This is a genomic window from Streptomyces sp. NPDC055287, from assembly GCF_053646035.1.
Genome location: NZ_JBSHNE010000054.1, coordinates 1 through 19,051 on the forward strand (window position 1 = coordinate 1; position 19,051 = coordinate 19,051).

Here is a 19,051-nt window from a genome sequence, read left to right on the forward strand (position 1 = left end):
TTCGGAGTGGATTCCAGCGTCTTGGTAACCACTGCGGCCACCTGCTCGTCCGTCACCGTCCTGGGGCCACCCGAACGCGGCATGTCACCCAGCCCGGCGATCCGGTACTGAACGAACCGGGCCCGCCAACGGCCCACGGCCTGAGGCGTGGAACCGAGTTGAGCAGCCACGTCCTTGTTCGACGCACCATCAGCGCAGGCCAGGATAATCCGACACCGCAAGGCCCACGCCTGCGGTGTGGAACGACTCCGCACCCATCCCTCAAGTGCGGCCCGCTCGAACTCGACCGGGCACGGCTGGGTCGAGCTGTGCCGTGGGTGCGTGTGGGCGCCGGTGCCCTGTCCGTGCGGGCAGCGGCACCGGCTCGTGCCGGAGATCCCGTACGGCTGGAACGAGATCTGGCAGCGGGCGCACATGAGCGATGACGGCATGCCGAACCCATACTGGCCCGAGGGCTAGCCAGTTGGATGCGGCACGGCGAACGCTCGGGAAGCCAGATCCCGTCAACCACGGCGAACCCGCGCGCGGGACCACCACAGCCATCAGCTGACATGCAGGTTCCGGCTTACCAACGATCAGGATTCCGGGAACCCGCGCCGCCCGTACCGACACCAAGGCCAGCCTGTTACTCGCCTTCAGTGGCGCGGTCCTTGCCGGCCTTGCCAGTGCCGCCGATGCGCAACTGCCGCTCGTTACGAAAGCCTTCGGCGTTTTGGCCGCGCTGGCCCTGGGCGCTGCGGTCGTGCTGCTGCTCCTGGTGGTCCGGCCCCGTCTGGGGCGGATCCGACCGTGCTTCGTGCCGTACTGGGCGCAGCCGGACGAGGAAGAAATGCTCGGGATACGGGCCGAACCTGCCGACTGGCAGGTGGGGCTCGATGTACTCCCACTCCTCGTCCGTCAGTTGCACCCGCGTCATGCAACACGAGCTACCGGATCAAGCCTCACGGGGACGGATTCCGCAGATTGATCCAGCTACCTTATGCGCCTCAGGAGTTCTGCGCCCGCACCAGCACGTCGCCGGCAGCCGTGCGGTAGTAGAGCACGGACCGTCCCGCACGGCGGCGGCCGACCAGCCCGGCGTCCAGGAGCACCTTGAGGTGGCGGCCCACCGAGCCGAGACCCTGGCCCGTCATCGCCACCAGGTGCGTCGTGCTCATAGGGCTGTCCAGAAGTACCAGCACACTCGCCCGCCCGGCACCGATCAGTGTGGCCAGCGCCTGCGGGGTGGCTGCGCGCTCCGGGTCCGCCAGTACGCCCGAGCACGGGTACACCACGGCGTTGCGGAGCACCGTCCCGTGGGCATCCGGCCGGTCTCTGGAGATCCATCCCCTGCGCGGCGTGACCGGCACGAACAGCAGCTGTGCTCCCTTCAGCTGCCGGGGTGGGAAGGCGCGGGTGTTGATCTGCAGCCGGTTGCCGCCCAGCCACTGCATCTCCGGATGCATGTCGTCCAGTGCCGCTGCCCACCCCGCCCGGCTCAACTGGCCCGTACGCGCGACGACGTCGGCTTCGATGACGCGTCGCCGCCGCGGCCAGTCGGACGCCACGGTCTCCCGCCACACCCATTCCAGCAGGTCGGCGATGCGTTCCGGCAGATCTGCGCGCAGCAAAGAGCCGGGCAGTGGTCCGCGGTGAGCGATCTCGAGGTCGGTGCGGGCGGTGTCGGCCGGTGTCTCGCGGATCCGTCCGAGCTCGTCGTAGAACTCCGCACCGCCCGGTGTCTCGTCCTCTCGGGACGGCACCGGCGTAAGGAAGTCGGCGATCCAGCGGTGTCTGCCCAGGGCGACGCGCACCAGCAGGCCTGTGACCGGATCGGCGGCCAGCCGTGCCCGGTAGGAAGGTCCGTGGCTGTCCAGCCAGCGGCGCTCGGCGGGATGCGCGGGTGAGCCCTTCTCCAGGGCCATCAGGCTCGCTGTTGTCTCGCAGAGAGGCGATACGACGAACCGGCTGCTCGCGAACGTATCCGCGTTGACTTCCCACCAGCCCAATTGTTTCGCCTCCCCGCGAAACATTAACTCCGCGTCCGACCGTATGACGACACTGCGGCCATGCGCACCTACCAGGAGCTTTTCAAGACCCCGGAGTTCACCCCGCTGTTCGCGGCCTTCGCCTCACACGTGGCGGCCCAGACAGTGAGCAGAATGGCCGTGGGGACGCTCGTCTACGGTGCGACCGGCTCCCCGCTCCTCGCCGCCCTCAGCATGTTCGGCCCGTTGCTGGCGCAGATGATCGGCGCGAGTGTCCTGCTGTCGGCGGTGGACCGCCTGCCGCCGCGCGCCGCGACCGTCGCTCTGGCGCTCTTCTTCGCCGTGACCACCACTACCCTGGCCCTGCCCGGTCTGTCCATGGGGGCTTTCTTCGCGATCCTGTCGGTACAGGGCATGCTCGGCTCGGTCGGCGGCGGAGTGCGCTACGGACTGCTCACCGAGATCCTCCCCGCAGAGGGCTATCTGCTCGGCCGTTCGGTGCTCAACATGTGCGCGGGAAGCCTGCAGATCTGCGGGTACGCCGTCGGCGGCGTACTCGTCAACGTCCTGGCGCCGCGCGGGGCCCTGCTCACCGGCGCCGCCCTCTTCGTCGTCTCCGCGGCTGTCGCCCGCATCGGTCTCGCGAGACGGCACCCACGCGCACAAGGCCGTCCGTCCGCGAGCGAGACCTGGCGGACCAACGCGCGCCTGTGGGCGGCGAAACCGCGGCGCCGCCTCTACCTCGCCCTGTGGGTGCCCAACGGACTCGTCGTCGGCTGCGAGTCCCTCTTCGTCTCCTACGCACCACACCACGCGGGGCTCCTGTTCGCCTCCGCCGCGGTCGGCATGCTGGCGGGGGACACCCTGACCGGCCGTTTCCTGCCCCCGCACTGGCGCGACAGACTCGGTGCGCCGCCACTACTGCTGTTGCTCGCCGCCCCGTATCTGATCTTCTTCCTGCACCCGGCGCTGCCCGTGGCGCTTGCCGCCGTGGCCCTCGCGTCGATCGGCTTCTCCGCCAACCTGCTGCTCCAGGAACGCCTGATGTCCCTGGCCCCGAGCGAACTAAGGGGTCACGCCCTCGGACTGCACCACTCAGGGATGTTCACCATGCAGGGCATCGCCGCAGCGGTCGCAGGCGGCATTGCGCAACTCACCTCACCCGCGACCGCCATGACCGTGATGGCAGCCGCTTCTGCCGCGGTCACCCTCGCCCTCACACCCGGTCTCAGGAGCAGAGGACCGGTGGCCGGAGCCGTGCCGGCCGAAGCTGACGTCGGCCGCGAACTTACCGACACGAACAAGGGGTCGAGCGCCTGATCAACAAACTGAAGGCGTGGCGCGGCATCGCCACCCGCCATGTCAAGCCCCCCTCAGAGCTACCTCGCCGGCCTCCACCTCCGCCCCTCGAGCATCTGGGTCAAGGACTTCACACGGACCAACCCTTGATCGCGACTAAATGCGAGCCCTAGAGGTGCCGGTGGCGGCGGTGGAGCTGCGGAGTGGTGACGACCGTCACGCTTTTCCACGCCAGGGCGGCTCGCTGCGCTCGTCGAGCTGTGCAGCAGGCGCTCAGGCGCCCTGCGTGCCGTACCAGCGCCACTCGGTGAGTCGTGGGCGATCGGGGAGGGCGGTGCGTCCAGTTGCCCACAGCAGAATCTCCCAGACGTCAAAATCAATGGCGACATGGGGAAAGAGCTTCTTCAGGACCCGTTCGCACAACTCCCTTGGCGGCGACCACTCCAGATTCAATCCCTGAGTGATGTCATGGGTGTGCACAAGGGTCTCAACAACAGCCATTGCGGCAAAGCCCTCTGGATCCGAGGGCCCAAAGACGTGGTAAGCAACGGTGGTCGAGGGGGCAGTGCGCAGGACGGACGCGAGCAGGCCTCCACACGCCTCCAGGATGGTCAGGAGGCCCTCGGGGCCCGAGGCCCGCTCAACGAAGATGACGTTTGGCGGCCCACCGCTTCGGTCACTGCTCGTCCGGAACGGCAACACCGTGGACATCGGCGGCTTCGCGAGCCCAAACCTCGCGGCGTAGGTGAACAGGTCATCGGCCAGATGCTCGAGCGTCTCCCAACACGTCCACTCGAGCGTTCCCGCCTTGGCCTCCCACACCTGGGGATCTGCATCTCTCAGGGCGTCGATGGCCAGAGTGACGACCCGACGCACGTCCTCTCCGTCGACCGCGGTGTCTGCGCTGTGCATGCGGAGGATCGTAACAACGGCCAATGTGGGCCCTCCGCCCGGCTCGGACCAATGGCCGAACCGTCCCGCAATGCGACCCATCAAGACCTCGGGCTTGACCCGCCGGCGCGCAGGATCCTCCACCAGCAAGATCACGATCTACAACTGGCCCCGGTGCCGTGCCGGGTTCCGCGGCGGGCGATGACCGGGCGTAGTAAAGCCAGACACCGAAGGCGGAAGAGCCGATCGCGCCGCGTGCGGCGACTGCGCCGACGGCGAGTTCCGCGTGGTGGGGAACGCCGAAGCGAGGGTGGACAGCGGCGAGGGTGCCGGTCGCGGGCCATGGCCAGCGTGGTGCGGGAAGCGGGAGGTATCGAAAATGGGCGCCAGCGGGCAGCCGAGGGCTGCGACGGCCGCGCCGACGCTGACGGATGGGGCCAGGGCGGGGTCGCCGACCGCCTCGGGATCCGGCACCGTCGAACGCCCCCGGTCCACGGTGAGTCGCCGATGCCTACGGGGTCTCCGCCTCGGTGAACCTCGTGAGGATCAGCAGGGTGTCGACGAGGTCCGCTGCGGGGGCGCCGGTGGCCAGACGGCGCAGCTGCTGCCCGAAGACCAGGGCGACGGCCGCGCCGGCCAGACGTTCAGGGTCCGGCACCCCGAGCTGGATCAGGATCCGGGTGGCCAGCAGGTCGTAGGCGGCGAAGCACTCGGCCGCGGCGGCACGCAGCCGTTCGTCGCGGCCGGCCTGGACGTACAGCTCGAAGGGCGCGATGTGGCGGCTGTCGAAGGCGTTGCCACCCGCCACTTGCGCCACCACCTCGGCCGCCTGCCCGATGTCGAAGCGCTCGTCGGAGCATGCGTCGGCAAGCGCCGTGAAGTGCCGGGTCTCCTCGGCCACGAAGTGCAGCAGGCTCTCGCGCAGCAACTCGTGCTGAGTGGCGAAGTGGTAGGTGACGGAACCGAGGGAGACACCGGCCTCCTTGGCGATCCGCCGGTTGGTGACGGCGGCGATGCCATCCTGCCCGATGATCCGCAAGACGGCGTCGATGATGCTCTGGCGGGTGTCGGAAGCATGGGGCATGTCGGCATTCTGCCCCATCGACCGACGCGGCCACCCGGGCAGGGGTGAGTGATACCCGGCCACGGATGGGGAGTTGGGGACGACTGAGGTGTGGACAAGGGGAGGAGCGATCCCTACTGTTCGTTCGAACGAACAACAGATGGAAGCCGCCGCCGCACGGGAGTCGTCGTGGAGATATCCGGATCGAACGTTCTGCTCACCGGGGCCACCGGAGGCATCGGCTCCGTCCTCGCCGCCCGCCTGACCGCGCAGGGGGCCCGCCTCACGGTCAGCGGGCGGCGGGAGGAAGCCCTCAAGGCCACCGCAGACGCCTACGGCGCCCGCACCGAGGTCGCCGACCTTGCCGTCCGGTCCGACGTCGTCCGCCTCGCCGAGACCTGTGCCGAGGCGGACATCCTCGTCGCGAACGCCGCCCTGCCCGCCAGCGGCGATCTCCTGGACTACACCGAGGAGCAGCTCGACCGCGCCCTCGACGTCAACCTGCGCGCACCCGTCCTGCTGTCCCGGCTGCTCACGGAGCACATGGTGGCCCGTGGCCGAGGCCACATCGTGCTGGTCGGCTCCATTTCCGGCAAGGCGGCGACCAAGTCGACCTCCCTGTACAACGCGACGAAGTTCGGGCTGCGCGGATTCGCCCTCGCCCTGCGACAGGAACTCAGAGGCACAGGGGTGGGGGTGTCCCTGGTACAGCCCGGCTTCGTCCGCGACGCGGGGATGTTCGCGGACTCCGGTGCCACCACGCCGAACGGCATTAGGACCGTCACGCCAGGCCAGGTGGCCGACGGCGTCGTACGCGCCGTCCGCCACGACCGGTGCGAGGTCAACGTGGCGCCGCTGGAACTGCGGTTGTTGAGCGCCATCGCCGGGCAGTTCCCCGGGTTCGCCGAGCGGATCCAGGCCCGCGCGGACGTCGACGGCGCCGTACGACAGATCGTCGAGGCCCAGCGCTCACGCCGTTAGGCGCGGGCGGTCCAGCCCCCGAACGGACCGCCGCTCGCGATCTCTCCCCACCCTCATCACCCTCATTCGGATCCACCCGCGCGCCCACGCACACCCGTGCACCCGCACCCGCACGCCTTCCCTGCCCCCGTGAACGGAGAGCACCGCCGTGCCGAGTGAACACCTACCGAACGCTGAGTCCGACCCCGGCCCGGGTGTCGAGCGAAGGTCCCTGCTCCGATTAGGGGCCCTGATGGCCGCGGCCGGAGCCGCCGCGCTGGTTCCCGCACCGATCGCGCACGCCGCCACGAGAGGCCAGGGCACCGACACGGTGACCACCACCTACCGCGGCCGCGCCCCGTACGGCAACGACCAGTGGGCGTACGTCGCCTTCGACGTTCCCGCCGGAGTGCAACGGGTATCCGTCTCCACCTCCCACGACGCCGCCGCCGGCATCCTGGACCTCGGCATCTTCGGCCCGTCCGGCTTCCGCGGCTGGTCGGGCGGCGAACGGTCCGGCTTCACCCTCTCCGCGGCGGACGCCACTCCCGGCTACGTACCCGGTCCCGTCGAGCCCGGCGGCTGGTCCGTCATCCTGGGTCCGATGGTCGCTGCTACCGGCGGCATGGCCTGGCAGGTCGACGTCACCCTGCACTCCGGCGACCCGCTGCCCCGGACCCCGTACGACATCCTGCCGACCGCGGTGGCGGGGCGGGGACCCGGCTGGTATCGGGGCGACCTGCACCTGCACAGCGTGCACTCCGACGGAAAGCGCACGGTGGACGAGATCGTCGCGGCCGCCCGCCAGGAGGGGCTGCATTTCATCGCCACGTCCGACCACAACACCAGCTCCACCGGGGTGACGTGGCATGGCAACATCCCGAAAGACCTGCTGGTCATCAACGCCGAGGAGGTCACCACCCGCCACGGCCACTGGCTGGCCGTCGGCCTGCCCCAGGGCGAATGGGTGGACTGGCGCTACGGCCCCGCCGACAAGGGGGTGTTCGACGGCCACGCCCGGCGCGTGCACAGTCTGGGCGGACTCACGATCGCCGCCCACCCGCTCACTCCGGCAGCGGGATCCTTCTGGGAGTTCGGTCTCGACCGCGTGGACGCGCTGGAGGTGTGGAACGGTCCGTGGACCCTGGACGACGCGGCCAACATCGCCGCCTGGCACGTCATGCTCTGCCTCGGCAAGCGGGTCGCCGCCGTCGGCAACAGCGACGCCCACAGCCCCGCGGACGCCGTCGGGCGGCCCCACAACGTGGTGCGCGCCACCAGCCTGTCGTCGCCCGCCGTGCTGGACGCACTGCGCCGGGGCAGGTCGTACGCCGTCGAATCCGCAGCCGTGACCGTGGACTTCACCGCCCGCGCCGGCGGGACGGTCGCGGGACCCGGGGAGGAACTTCCCCTCTCGTTCTTCGACGCCGTCGACGTGACCCTGGACGTGACGGGCGCCCCCGACAGCATCGCCACGCTGTACACCGAGTGGGGCATCATGGCCGCCACGTGTATCGACGGCAGCGGCAGGGGGCAGCTGCGCTGGCGCGGCTGGGGCAAGGCCTCCCTGTTCGCCCGGGCCGAGGTGCGCCGGCCCAAACCCGCCTCCACGACGCTGGACCAACTGGTGGCCATCACCAACCCGGTGTGGTTCTACTCCGCGCAACTGCCCCCGTACGACGTCGAGCAGCGTGCGCTCTTCCACACCGAGCGCCGCCCCGACGGGTCGTGGAGCAGCATGCGTCCGCTGCCGGGCGCCGTCGCCGGCGCCGCCTCGTTCGCGGGGGTACAGAGCACCGCGGCCGGCATGGCTGACGGATCGGTCGTGGTGCTCGGCATCGCGTCCGACAACGGTCTGTGGCTGACCGCCGTACGAGGCTCGGACACGCTCCAGCCGTGGCAGCGCGTCGCCGGACCGGACGGCCGGACCGATTTCACCGTCCGGGAGGCGGACATCGCGGCCTTCCCCGACGGCACCTGCCAGATCGTGGTCACCGCGATGGACGGGACCACCTTCCACCAGCAGCGTCGCGCCGACGGCGCCCTGCCAGGGTTCCGGGCCCTGCCCGGCTTGGCCGCGAAGAGCCGCTGGGGTGCGACGAAGGTGTCGATCACCGCCATGCCCGACGGCTCCGCCCAGCTGCTCAGTTTCGGCACCGACGGCGCCATGTACCACTGCGTCCGCGGGCGGGACGGTTTGTGGACACCCTGGGGATGCCTGGCAGGCTACAACGGGGCCCCGACGTTCTCCGGCCCCGCCCTGGCCATCACCGGCATGCCCGACGGCTCCTCCCAGGTCCTCGCGATCGGGCTCGACGGGATCGTGCACCACCAGCAGCGGCGGCCCGACGGCTCCTGGACCGGATTCCGGCCCCCGCGGGGCGTCACCAGCGCCACCATGGGGGCCAGCGCCATCGGCATCGCGGGAACCCCCGACGGCTCCGCCCAGGTAGTGGCGGTCGGACTCGACGGACGGGTCTGGCACAACGTCAGGAAGCCGGACGGCTCCTGGACGCCGTTCTCGCAGATACCCGGCCCGAACGGGAGCGACTCCTTCGCCGCGGGCCAGGTCCGCATCACCGCCCTGCGCGACGGCACCACGCACGTGACGGCCATCAGCGCCGGCTAGTGAGCCGCCTCAGCTGTACTTCGTCCTCCGCGACAGGGCGGTCTGGGCGGCGGGCAGGTCCTCCGAGGTCTTCGCCAGCCAGTGGGGCCGCCTCGTTCATCGCGCCCGACAACAAGTGCGTCACTGGTGCCACCGACTGTTGCGCGATCAGGCGCTGCTCGATCAGGGTGGTGAGGGCCTCGGCCAGGCGGCGGACCGACGCGGCTTCATCCAAGGCGCGCCACCTGGCTCCAGCTTGGTCCGGCCGGACCGCCGACGAGCACGATCCGCTGTACGTCCGGACCGGGGCGGGCGGCGAGCGACGTCTGGCACCCGGCGGTGAGCCGTGCCCAGGGGGCCGCCTGCGCATCGGCGGTCTCCGCGACGTTACGAGCCACCTCCTGCTGCACCTCGGGTCGGCGCGATGGGTACCAGGGTGGCCAGCAGCCGATCGAGGAAGAGCACCTTGGGCTTTCGGCCGGCATCATCCGCCGCCGACGCTTCTCGCCCCGGGCCTGGCGGAGCGCGGACTGCCAGGCGGCCTCTCACACTCGACGCGCGCCTGCGCGTCAAGGGCGTCCGCGGGCAGCGGGTGGCCGACGGCTCGGTGATGCCGGACCTCGTCACCGTCAACCCGTGCATCACCACCATCATGATCGGCGAGAAGTGCGCCGACCTCCTGAAGGAGGCCCGCTGACGGGCAGGGGCAGCGACGGTGGCGCTCCGGCTTCGCGCCCGCCCGAGGCCCGACCGGGCCGCGGTGCGGTGCGGGACGCCGCCTCCGCTCAGACCGCTGCGGCGGCGTCCCGCGATGCGGCTGCCTCAGATACGGCGCCCGCCGTCGTGAAGGCCGCGGCCGACGACTCCCAGGCGGCACGGACCTCGCCCTGGTCGCGCCCGTCCGCGGCCAGCGCCGCCGCGAGACTCGCGAACGCCTCGCCCTCCTCGTACGGAGCGTTCGTTCTCCGGAAGAACCCGATGGCGCGCAGGTGGGCCTGTGCCGCTTCGTCGTACTTCCCCGACGCGGTGAGGGGAGCGCCGAGGTCGTTCCAGGTCACGCCCTCGCCGTACTGGTCTCCGGCCTCCTGGCAGATGGCGATGTCGCGCCGGTGAGCCTCAATGGCCTCGTCGAACCTTCCGACTCCGGTGTAGGCGATACCAAGCCCGTTCCAGGCGGCGCCTTCGCGCGGCCGGTCCTCCCCCTGAAGGCAGAGAGCCAGGTCGCGCAGATGTGCCTCGATGGCTTCGGGGAACTGTCCGGCAGCGGCATGCGTGACGCCGAGGTTGCACCATGCCTGCGCCTCGCCCAGCCGGTCACCGGCTTCCTGCCGCATGCTCAGGTCCCGTCGGTGTGCGTCCAGCGCCTCCTCGAACTCACCCAGTCCCGTGAGAGCCCTGCCGAGGTTGCCCCATGCACAGGACACACCGTGTGCGTCCTCGAACTCCTCGTAGACCGCGCGGACTTGACGGTGGGCCTCGGCCGCCTCCTCGTACCGTCTCGTCTCGCGGAGCACGATACCGAGGTCGGTCAGCGCGCCGGCTTCGGCGAATCTGTCCTCGGTCGCCACGAAGAGCGCCAGGGCCTCCTTAAGGGCGTCGACCGCCTCGTCGAACCTGCGGACTTCGGTGAGGACGACGCCGAGGCACTGCCACGCCGCCCCCTCACCGCGCCGGTCGCCGAGGGACCGGCAGATCCGCAGGTCCTGCTGATGGCCGTAGAGGGCCTCGTCGAACCGCCTCAGGTGGCGCAGCACATTGCCGAGGTTGTGCCATGCCTTGCCCTCCCCGTGCAGGTCGCCGAATTCCTGGCAGATCGCCAGGTCCCGCCGGTGTACGCCGACCGCCTCCTCGTATTCGCCCAGTTCGAGCAGCGCACAGCCGAGGTTGCTCAACGCCACGCCTTCGAGCTCCCGGTCCCCGGTTTCATGGCTGATGCGCAGAGCCTGCCGGTGGGCCTCGGCCGCCTCCTGGAACCGTCGTGCTCCGTCGAGGGCGGCCCCCAGACAGATCGAGGCTGTGGCCTCGCCCCGCCGGTCCGCGAGGACGCGGGCGGAAGCGAGCGCGGTGGTGGCCACGGCCACCCAGTCGTCGACGTACCGGCCCCGTTCGAGGTACTCGGCGAGCAGCCGCGCCAGACCGCAGGCGACGTCGTGGTGGCCGAGCAGGTGGGCCGCTTCGACGGTGGCCAGCAGGTTGGTCCGCTCGGCGCCCAGCCAGTCCATGGCCTGCCGCTCTCCGGCGAAGGCTTCCGGCACGGGCTGTCCGGGGAGCGCTGAGAGGTGGTCGTCGGCCGCTTTCGCGGTGTCGGCGCGATGGTCGAACAGCAGGCGCTGGACCCGGCGGTAGACGTCCGTTGTCGCGGCGTGCCTGCCGGCCAGTTCCTGGGCGTAGACACGGATGAGGTCGAGCATGTACCACCGGTCCCTCACCGCGCCCCGGACGAGGAGATGTGCCCGGGTCAGGGCGGCCAGTAGCGCGCGGGTTTCCCGGTCGTCGCGTTCCAGGAGAAGCGCGGCGTCGGTGGTGGAGATGTCGGGCCCGGGGCTCAGCGCAAGTCGCCGGAAAGTCTCGGCCTGCGGCTCGGTCAGCGACTGGAAGGACAGATCTAACGAGGAACGCAAAGCGCGCTCGCCGTCGTCCAGGTGATCCAGGGGGCCTGTGGTGCGGGCGAGTTCGGCGGCGAGCTCGCCGAAGTGCTGCTGCGGGTCGGCGATGAGCAGAGCGGCGGCGATCTGCAGAGCGAGGGGCAGATGCCCGCAGCGGCGTGCGACGTCCAGGGCTTCCGCTTCCTGACGAACGGCGCGTGTGTCGGCCGGGTCGGCGATCCGCAGGGCGGTGTCGAGCAGCCGCAGGGCGCTGGACGGGGTGAGGACGTCGAGGTCCAGGAGGCGGGCGCCCAAGGTCGGCAGCGTGTGCCGGGACGTCACCAGGAGCCGGTGCGATCCGCTGCCCGGCAGGAGGGGGCGGACCTGCTGGGGAGTGGAGGCGTTGTCGGCGATCACCAGCACGGCCGAGTCCCTGGCGGCCATCGCGTCGAGCTGAGAACGGTACAGGGCAGCACGTTCCTCCAGCGTGGGCGGAATGTACGCGTCCTCGACGCCGAGGGAGCGCAGCAGCGCGTCCAGGGCCTGGGCCGGCAGGACCGGCGCCGTGTCGTACCCGTGCAGGTCGATGAAGAGGAAGGCATCGAAGTACCCCCGCTGCGCGGCGAGATGGCCAGCCGCCACGGCGAGCGACGTCTTTCCGACGCCTGCCGTGCCTGCCACCGCCGCGACCACCACGGCGCCGGTTTCGGGTACGGCGTCGTCGGCGGGAGCAGCCGTCCCGCCGCCGAGGGGGGAAACCTGGGCGGGTCCGGTGCCGGCGGCCGGGCGGCGCCGCGGCGCCGGCCGGAGCAGATCCGTCAGGACGGCCAGCTCATCGTCCCGGCCCGTGAACCCAGCCGGTGCCGGGGGCAGGGAGGCCAGTGCCGTCGGAGCGGGTCCGTACGGATGGATCTCCAGGTGGATCGTGGCCCCGTCGCCGGTCGACACGATCCCCAGGTTGTCGCCTCCGATGGCGACCGCACGCCGTGCCGAGGCAGTGACCTGGACGGACCGCGAGCCCGCCGTCGCTGCGGTGGGCCCGGGGCGGCGGGCTTCGGCGTGAAGGTCCTTGGCGCGCTCCGGTACGGGGAGCGGTGCCTCGCTCACGGGGGCGTCGTGGCGTCGTCGCCGGTCGACGCGATGCCGTCCAGGTCGCCCCCGATCGCGATCGCGCGGTCGCCGGCCGCGCTGACCGGCCCCGGGCCCGGGCTCGGTGTACCAGCCGGTGGGGAGGGAGCCGACGGGTCGGCAGCCGGAGCCCGCAGCGCCGCGCTGTCCCCGGTGGACAGGATTCCCCGCACTCCGCCGCCGACGCCGACGGCCCGTTCACCCGACGCGCCGACGCCGGGCTCGGTGGCGGCCGCGGGTTCCCGGAGGAGCGCGGCCAGGGCCACCGCGCATCCGGCGAAACCCGCCACCGCCCCCACGACGCTCGCCACCCGGTCGCCGGTGTCGAGATCCACCAGAACGGCGACCAGCACCAGGGCCACCGCGACGGAAATCCCGAGTGCAGCTCCGGTCCACGCCCACACGCGCCTCGATCCGTTCACGCACTCATGATGACCCGACTCGCGCCGACGCACGCCGAGTTCGGGCAACCTCCTCGCGGCGGTCCGGTGTTTGAGTGTGCGATGCTGCGCGCTGTCCGACGCAGCCGACAGGTAGGCGCAGCCCTGACTCCAGCAGTGGGATGGTGAACTTGGCGTCGTGGGTCACACTCACACGGCGGTGCGGGTCGACGGCGGTCTGTGCGAGGTGCGAACTGGAGCCCTACCGCGACGCCGGCGGCTGCCCGCCCCTCCACCTTGCAGAGACGACCGTCAAGACGCACGTCGCCCGCATCCTCGCCAAACTCGGACTCCGTGATCGTGTCCAGGCCGTCAACGTCGCCTACGAGACAGGGCTGGTCAGCGCCGGAGAACGCGAGGCCGCCCAGCAGCCCACCGAGCAGACCAAGATGGTCAGGATGTTTCCCCCGGCAGGTCAGTCGGGTCAGCCGGCTCATCGGGCTCCCACAGCCAGAAGGTGAACCACTCAGGGGGCATCATGCCGACCCACTCCTCGATCCGGAAACCCGGTTCGTCGAAACGGAAGTACCGCGCGCTGAAACCCTGAGGATCATCAAGGTAGGCGAGGGCCGTCGCCCGCTCCCGCGCGGTGAGAGCGTCGGCGGCAGTGCTCTCCAACAGCTCGTCGCACCACTGCCCGGACCGGAGGGCTCGTACGATCTCCTCCGGGTCGTCCTCGATGGCGCGGAGCCGGGTGTCGCCCCCGTCGTCGTACGCCCAGGTGGTGAAGAGGTCGGCCAAGGTCCGTACCCGCGTGCGGACGTCAGCCGATTCGGGCACTTCATCATGCAGCACGCGCCTGACGTGGCGTCGGATGGCTTGCAGCACGTAGCGCCGGCCGATGAACCGGTGCAGCACTGATGCCGCCTGCGTGGTGTCGCGCACGCCGAACCTTCCGACGAGGTACTGTTCCGGCTCGCTCGCCACCATGGACATGAGTACGTGGAAGGCCTTCGGGATGGTTTCGTCGTCGTCCGGGACAAGGTCGCGGAACACGCTGTCGATGTCGGTGGAGTCCAGTACCCCCAAGGGGCGACGCAGCCAGCGCAGCACCACGTCCGCCGCCTCGTCCCGTGTTCCGGCCGGGTCATCCAGGGTCTGCACATTCCGGTCCCGGTGTTCGAGGAAGAAGACCCAGCGCCAGATCGTGTTGCTCACTGCGAAGACGCGGCTTACGTCAGGGCCGTCCCCCTGGTGCCGCCCCATGGCGAGGCCCAGCGCTCGAAGCATCTCGGCGACACCTATGGCCCGTTCGCACCATGCCGCGTCGGCGTTCTGCTCCGGTGCCGTCTCATGGGCGAAGGAGACGCATGTGGTGTGGAGGTCGTCCACGCCCTGCCCGAGCACGTCCGCGTCGAAGCCCCAGCGCGTGATGGTGTTCCGCAGCGATGGCAGTGCGCCACGCAGTGCGGCCAGGGTGGACGCGGTGTAGCCGTAGAAGAACCGCATGCCATTGGGCTCGGCGAGCCGCGCCAGCAGATCATCCACCAGAAGTCCCAGAAGCGTGGCGAAGACCCGGCCGGAATCCGCTCCCGGGTCCCAGGGCTGCTCGCCGAGGAGGGCGTCAACAGTGCTCAGGAGACTGGTGAGTTCGCGCCGCTCGACTTCGTCGCGTACACGACCCGACTTCGTCAGTAGTGGGGCATACGGCTCAGGATGGCTGTCGTCCGTCTGCCGGCCCCTGGGCGAAAAGCTGCGCGAGAGGCCGTCCACCGACCAGTACTCCAGCTGTTGGAGGGCATCACCGAAGAGTTGGCACCGGAAGGCCTTCACGTAGTCCGGCCCGTCCTGGCGGGCCTCCTCACACATGCAGTTACGGAGTGTTTCGTCCAAGCTGTACGTGAGACTTTCTCCCAGTCCGTGGGAGGTCCGGCCGGCGGTCGTCTGCTCGTACATCCGCACACAGTCGCCGGGCTGAGGGAAGCGGCGCTCCGGAGCCCGGAGGAGACTGACCCGGCCGGCCCGTACGGCCGACTCGGAGAAGTCCTCGATCGGGAGGCCGATTTCCTCGGCGTACTCATGGAAGGGCCGGCCGATCTCATGCACGCGCGTCCGCTGAAGTGTGGCGACACCGGAGCCGACGAGCAGCATGCGCAGTCCTCGGAGCGAGAAGGGCTCGCTGATCCGTCGCCACTTCCAGTGGTGGAAGTGCCTCTGATGCAACCGTGTGTACAGCTCGTAGTACTCGTCCGGGAGGAGCTCTCGCAGTACGTCGTCGAGCTCCCGGTCGGTGGCGAAGACCCTGATGTCCGCGGTCATGTCCTCTGCTCCTCTGCCGGTATCAGGCACCGGTGTACTGGAAGGCCGCCCAGTAGTACGGGTCGCTGTACTCGGTGGAATCGCGCAGCCACAGCTGGGCCTTGCGCAGCGCCTCGGCGGGGTGCAGGCCACCGTCCAGGTGGCCCTCGTAGAAGTGGCGCATCAGCCGGCCGGTGGCCTCGTCGCGCACCGGCCACAGGGTGCTGATCACACCGCACGCGCCGCCTTGGAGGAAGGCGGTCGGCAGGCCGACGCATTCGTCCACCGCACGGGTGGTGTCGATCAGGCCCGTCTCGCAGGCGCTCAGGGTGACGAGGCGGGCTGTTGTCAGATCGAACTGCGGATCCAGGACCGTTCGCAACGTCAGCGTGGAGCCCGACAGCCGGAGGCCGGAATTCATGACGTCGTGCGTGTCGTGACTGCCGTGGCACGCGAAGTGCAGATGGGTTCGGCCACGTGCGGCGGATGTCACGCACCTCTCGGTGGCGTCCGCGCCGCGCAGCACCGTGCGGGAGCCCGCGGGCAGCAGTGCCTCCAGATGTTCGCCCTCGGCGTGGGCGGACTCCAGATCCCCGGTGGGATCCACGACGGCGAGAACATTGGTCGGTGCGTCTCGTACGGCGCGCAGGCGCCGCTGCCCCGCGCGCAGGGCGAAGACGCTGGGGGCATAGGAAACGGTGTACCGGTCGAGAAGGCAGAACGTCCCGTCGCCCGCCCGGCTCGCGGCGTGGAAGGGCAGGAGCGACAGCAGGCCCTCGGGCACGAGTGTCACCGGCGTGCCCTCCGGCACTCGTTGGCGCAGTACTGTCTCGATCGGCTCGGCGAGCATGTACCACAGCAGGCTCAGGCGGGAACGCAGGACCTGACGCCAGGCTTCCTCGTCGGCCCGGCCGGTGCGCCATGCCCGGTGCTGCCTGACCCACCCGGGGTCATCGTCCGTGCCGACGAGCATGTACCGCAGGGACGCCCGGGTGACACGGTGATCCTCCGTGAAGAAGTGATCGACGGTGCCGTCCTCGTTCCTGACGAGAGCGAACACGACCAGCCCCTGGTCAGTCACCACGGGGGTGACCAGGGCGCCGGGCACGGGAACGGCCTCACCGAGGTCCTGAAACCGCAATCGGTGCTGCAGGAAGGCCGGATTCGAGGACCGGCCGTGTTTGATCTCACCGGCCAGCTTGCGCCTGGTTTCCGCCAGGCGGGTGGCGATGTCCCCACGCTCGGCGTCGTTCTCCCGGGTACGGAGGGCCGCGTCGAGCACGCGCACGTCGTGGCGGAGGGCTCGCATCCGCTCGAACTGCTCCTGTGGCAGCCCCGCGATGTCCAGGTCGCGCAGGGCCAGGGCTTCTGCCAAGGTTCGCGCGCGTCCCCATTCCAAGCACACCTGCGCCGCCCAGGGGTCGCCGAGGCGGAACAGGCAATAGGTGGCGGGTTCGAAGAGCCAGCCGCTGAGGTTCGCCGCCGAGAGCCGTCCCGCCTCGGTATGGGCGGAGCCGAGGACCCAGTCCGCCGTCCGCATCGCGTCGACGTACACCGTCAGTGCCTCGTGCCAGCGGCGCCGCATGAATCGGACACTTCCGATGTGCGCAAGGACCTTCAGGCGGCCAACCGGGTCGGTATCGGACGTGCTCACCTCCAGTACCCGTTGCAGGTGGTGGACCCCCCGGTCGACCGCGTCGTCGAGGCCTTCGTGGTCGTCCGGAAGGAGATCGGCACGGTGGAGGTACACCGTGCCGAGCATCATGTGGATTTTTGACCACCAATCGGGCGTGTTCTCCCGCGTCCATACGCGCAAGGCTTCTTCCAGGTGCGTGATGGCTTTCTGATCGGTTCCCCGGGGTTCGCCATTCGTGGTGGTGAACAGATCGGTGTAGATGCCTGCGGCGACGTGGTGGGCTGTCGCCCATTGCTTCGCGTAGTCCTCGATGGTGTACACCTGCAGAGTGGACTCGATCAGCTCTGCCGCCTTCAGAGCTCGAGCTACGGTCCTCCCGGCCGGATGCTTCAGCAGCAGAGCGGCAACAGCGCGCTGGTTCTCCGCCCAGAGCTCCGGTGCGGTCGAGCGGGGACACACCTCGGCGATCAGCGCCAGGTGATCGAGAGCGATGCGCCAGTTCTCGGTGGGGTTTCCGGGCAGCTGCGAGCGGGCGGTGGCCATGTTGCGGTGCCACTGCACCCAGGGGATGAGTTCGGCCGTCGGGTTGTGGGGCGGTGTGCAATGCGCCAGGAGTTCGGCGGCACGCTCGGCGGCGTCGGCGTTGTCGACCGACGTGCGTTCGAGGTAGGCAAAGGCGAGTTGGGACCTGGCGGAATTGAGCAAGTCCGGGTCCTCGCGGACGTCCTCGCGGGCGAGGAGCTCGCTGAGGAGTGTGATCGACGCCTCTACGTTCTCGGCCTTGGGGCCCCGCATCCTCGTGCGCAGAGCCTGCGCGTACCTGAACTCCCACCACGGATCGGCGCCATCCTGGCCGGCCGTTTCGATCAACGTGCGCCAGGTGGCCAGTGCTTCTTCCACGTTCTGCGCGGGATCGCCCTTCACCCTTCTCAGATACGACTGAGCGAGCAGGTCCTGACTCATGTCCCGCTGGGCCGCCTCCTCTTCGCCGCACGCCTCCACAGCCGCACGGTGGTGGTCGATGGCACGCTCGAGGTTCTCGGCCCGGTCGCCGTCCGTGATACGGGCGAGGGCTTCGCCCATGATCGAGTGTGTTCTGGCCCAGAACGCCGGCTGTTCGTCACGACTGGTGATGTCGAGGATGGCGGCGCCGAGCGTGAGCACACGTGGCCAGTCGGCTGCCGAGGCCGCTCGGGTGAGCTCCTCCACCAGGGGCGGGGCGTGGGACGGAGTGGAGGGATACCAGCTGATGGAGCGGCCGGCGAAGCCGCTGTGGAACACCTGCGCGAGGTCGGGCCGGCGCTCCAGCAGCTGCCGCACGTCGTGCTCCGAGATGAGTCCCCGCTCTCCTGCCAGGGTTTCGAGCTCCTCGGACAGTTCCCGCTCCGACTGCTCCGTTGTGCGGCTCGCGTGCGGAGCGGCCTCGTCCGTACGGTCAGGGCCGTCCGGAAGAAGGCCGGTGGGCGGCGGAGGGTTCACGTCGCTCATGGCCGCGAGGCCATGGGCCCTGAAGCTGCGCAGGAGGGCCAGACCCCGGCGCGGGGGCATCCCCGGAAGGTCGTCGGACGGCTGAATGCTGGCTGCCATGAACTGAAGTACGGTTTCGGCCTCATCCGTCAGCAGCAAGTCCTGGAACCGCTCGACCACGGCACGTACCTCCTGTGCCGGCGCCGTGAGGAATCGCACCACGGCTTCGAGCAGTTCCGCGGAGGCTTCGATGAACTCGTCCGAGAAGGCCTGACGTACGCCAAGGCGCCCGCAGGCGGCCAGCCGTTCGCGGCGTGCTGTGAGGTGCTGCTGGGCCACCTCGTCGTCGCGATAGCGCACGAGCAGCTCCTCGAGGAGGACGTCGGCCTCGGAAGTCAGCAACAGGTGCTGGTGGCTCATGACGTACGCCGCGAGATCGCTGAACGAGCGGATGTTGAGGTACTGCTCTACGGCTTCCCGGACCTCCTGTGAGATGTCGGCGTAGGGGGCGATGCCACGGTCGATGCCGTACTCACGACAGCGATGGAGAAGCCACCGGCGGGAGCGGAGGTACGAGACGTGCGACTCGCCGTCCTCGTCCTGGCGGTGCTGCTCGATGAGCCGCCCCAGCAGCCAGTCGGCATCGTCGGTCAGCAGCCGTGCCTGCTTTTCACGCAGGACCCGTTCCATCCCGTCGGCGTCCGCGTTGAGGAAGTCCAGCACGGCGTCCCCGATGGACCGCGGAATACTCCTGCCTTGTCCTGTCACC

14 protein-coding genes and 2 pseudogenes are annotated in these 19,051 nt (G+C 69.9%); 5 read left to right on the top strand and 11 right to left on the bottom strand.

Annotated elements, in window-relative coordinates; all coding sequences use genetic code 11:
- From ACWIHY_RS36500 to ACWIHY_RS36510, 3 genes are all read right to left on the bottom strand, one after another.
- Positions 1-431 (bottom strand): helix-turn-helix domain-containing protein (locus tag ACWIHY_RS36500; protein WP_454380783.1); only part of this gene is annotated, 431 nt, incomplete at its 3' end.
- A gap of 194 nt (positions 432-625) precedes the next feature.
- Positions 626-907, bottom strand: a complete 282-nt coding sequence (locus tag ACWIHY_RS36505; RefSeq protein WP_454380785.1) for a hypothetical protein — start codon at positions 905-907, stop codon at positions 626-628.
- Between the two features lie 79 nt (positions 908-986).
- A complete protein-coding gene (locus tag ACWIHY_RS36510; RefSeq protein WP_454380787.1) occupies positions 987-1,988 on the bottom strand; it encodes an ArsR/SmtB family transcription factor in 1,002 nt (333 codons plus the stop codon).
- A 60-nt stretch (positions 1,989-2,048) separates the two neighbouring features.
- On the opposite strand from ACWIHY_RS36510, the gene ACWIHY_RS36515 reads away from it, so the two are divergent.
- Positions 2,049-3,287, top strand: coding sequence for an MFS transporter (locus ACWIHY_RS36515; RefSeq protein WP_454380789.1), 1,239 nt, complete (start codon positions 2,049-2,051; stop codon positions 3,285-3,287).
- Positions 3,288-3,539: 252 nt separating this feature from the next.
- Here ACWIHY_RS36515 and ACWIHY_RS36520 read toward each other — a convergent pair whose 3' ends face one another.
- Complete coding sequence (locus ACWIHY_RS36520) at positions 3,540-4,178, bottom strand: maleylpyruvate isomerase N-terminal domain-containing protein (RefSeq protein WP_454380791.1); 639 nt, start codon at positions 4,176-4,178, stop codon at positions 3,540-3,542.
- 490 nt (positions 4,179-4,668) lie between these two features.
- Positions 4,669-5,241, bottom strand: a complete 573-nt coding sequence (locus tag ACWIHY_RS36525; protein WP_454380793.1) for a TetR/AcrR family transcriptional regulator — start codon at positions 5,239-5,241, stop codon at positions 4,669-4,671.
- Positions 5,242-5,409: 168 nt separating this feature from the next.
- On the opposite strand from ACWIHY_RS36525, the gene ACWIHY_RS36530 reads away from it, so the two are divergent.
- Both ACWIHY_RS36530 and ACWIHY_RS36535 read left to right on the top strand, forming a co-directional pair.
- A complete protein-coding gene (locus ACWIHY_RS36530) occupies positions 5,410-6,201 on the top strand; it encodes an SDR family NAD(P)-dependent oxidoreductase (RefSeq protein ID WP_454380795.1) in 792 nt (263 codons plus the stop codon).
- Positions 6,202-6,433: 232 nt separating this feature from the next.
- Positions 6,434-8,809: a CehA/McbA family metallohydrolase gene (locus tag ACWIHY_RS36535; RefSeq protein WP_454380797.1), complete on the top strand. Its 2,376-nt coding sequence runs from the start codon at positions 6,434-6,436 to the stop codon at positions 8,807-8,809.
- Here the strand turns inward: ACWIHY_RS36535 and ACWIHY_RS36540 are convergent.
- Positions 8,796-9,023 (bottom strand): hypothetical protein, encoded by a 228-nt coding sequence (locus ACWIHY_RS36540; RefSeq protein WP_454380799.1) that lies wholly within the window; start codon positions 9,021-9,023, stop codon positions 8,796-8,798. The genes ACWIHY_RS36535 and ACWIHY_RS36540 overlap by 14 nt on opposite strands.
- Entirely contained in the window at positions 9,016-9,186 is a 171-nt protein-coding gene (locus ACWIHY_RS36545) for a hypothetical protein (RefSeq protein WP_454380800.1), read from the bottom strand. Before ACWIHY_RS36545 ends, ACWIHY_RS36540 begins: the two co-directional genes overlap by 8 nt.
- A 152-nt stretch (positions 9,187-9,338) precedes the next feature.
- Between ACWIHY_RS36545 and ACWIHY_RS36550 the strand changes: the two are divergent.
- Positions 9,339-9,485, top strand: a pseudogene (locus ACWIHY_RS36550) (GMC oxidoreductase); the annotation flags it as partial.
- Positions 9,486-9,573: 88 nt separating this feature from the next.
- Here the strand turns inward: ACWIHY_RS36550 and ACWIHY_RS36555 are convergent.
- Both ACWIHY_RS36555 and ACWIHY_RS36560 read right to left on the bottom strand, forming a co-directional pair.
- Complete coding sequence (locus ACWIHY_RS36555) at positions 9,574-12,480, bottom strand: tetratricopeptide repeat protein (protein ID WP_454380802.1); 2,907 nt, start codon at positions 12,478-12,480, stop codon at positions 9,574-9,576.
- Entirely contained in the window at positions 12,477-12,923 is a 447-nt protein-coding gene (locus ACWIHY_RS36560) for a hypothetical protein (protein ID WP_454380804.1), read from the bottom strand. The genes ACWIHY_RS36555 and ACWIHY_RS36560 overlap by 4 nt, the downstream gene beginning before the upstream one ends.
- A 248-nt stretch (positions 12,924-13,171) precedes the next feature.
- On the opposite strand from ACWIHY_RS36560, the pseudogene ACWIHY_RS36565 reads away from it, so the two are divergent.
- Positions 13,172-13,402, top strand: a pseudogene (locus tag ACWIHY_RS36565) (response regulator transcription factor); the annotation flags it as partial.
- Here the strand turns inward: ACWIHY_RS36565 and ACWIHY_RS36570 are convergent.
- The gene (locus tag ACWIHY_RS36570) at positions 13,335-15,200 is read right to left on the bottom strand and encodes a hypothetical protein (RefSeq protein WP_454380806.1); all 1,866 of its coding nucleotides are present in this window, start codon (positions 15,198-15,200) and stop codon (positions 13,335-13,337) included. The pseudogene ACWIHY_RS36565 and the gene ACWIHY_RS36570 overlap by 68 nt on opposite strands.
- 22 nt (positions 15,201-15,222) lie before the next feature.
- A complete protein-coding gene (locus ACWIHY_RS36575) occupies positions 15,223-19,050 on the bottom strand; it encodes a CHAT domain-containing protein (RefSeq protein ID WP_454380808.1) in 3,828 nt (1,275 codons plus the stop codon).
- Position 19,051: the final 1 nt, after the last annotated feature.

What these genes read in the sequence shown, in the direction of transcription:
- ACWIHY_RS36525 (WP_454380793.1), bottom strand. Translation starts at nt 5,241, where the DNA reads ATGCCCCATGCTTCCGACACCCGCCAGAGCATCATCGACGCCGTCTTG.
- ACWIHY_RS36570 (WP_454380806.1), bottom strand. Translation starts at nt 15,200, where the DNA reads ATGACCGCGGACATCAGGGTCTTCGCCACCGACCGGGAGCTCGACGAC.
- ACWIHY_RS36535 (WP_454380797.1), top strand. Translation starts at nt 6,434, where the DNA reads ATGGCCGCGGCCGGAGCCGCCGCGCTGGTTCCCGCACCGATCGCGCAC.
- ACWIHY_RS36515 (WP_454380789.1), top strand. Translation starts at nt 2,049, where the DNA reads ATGCGCACCTACCAGGAGCTTTTCAAGACCCCGGAGTTCACCCCGCTG.
- ACWIHY_RS36520 (WP_454380791.1), bottom strand. Translation starts at nt 4,178, where the DNA reads ATGCACAGCGCAGACACCGCGGTCGACGGAGAGGACGTGCGTCGGGTC.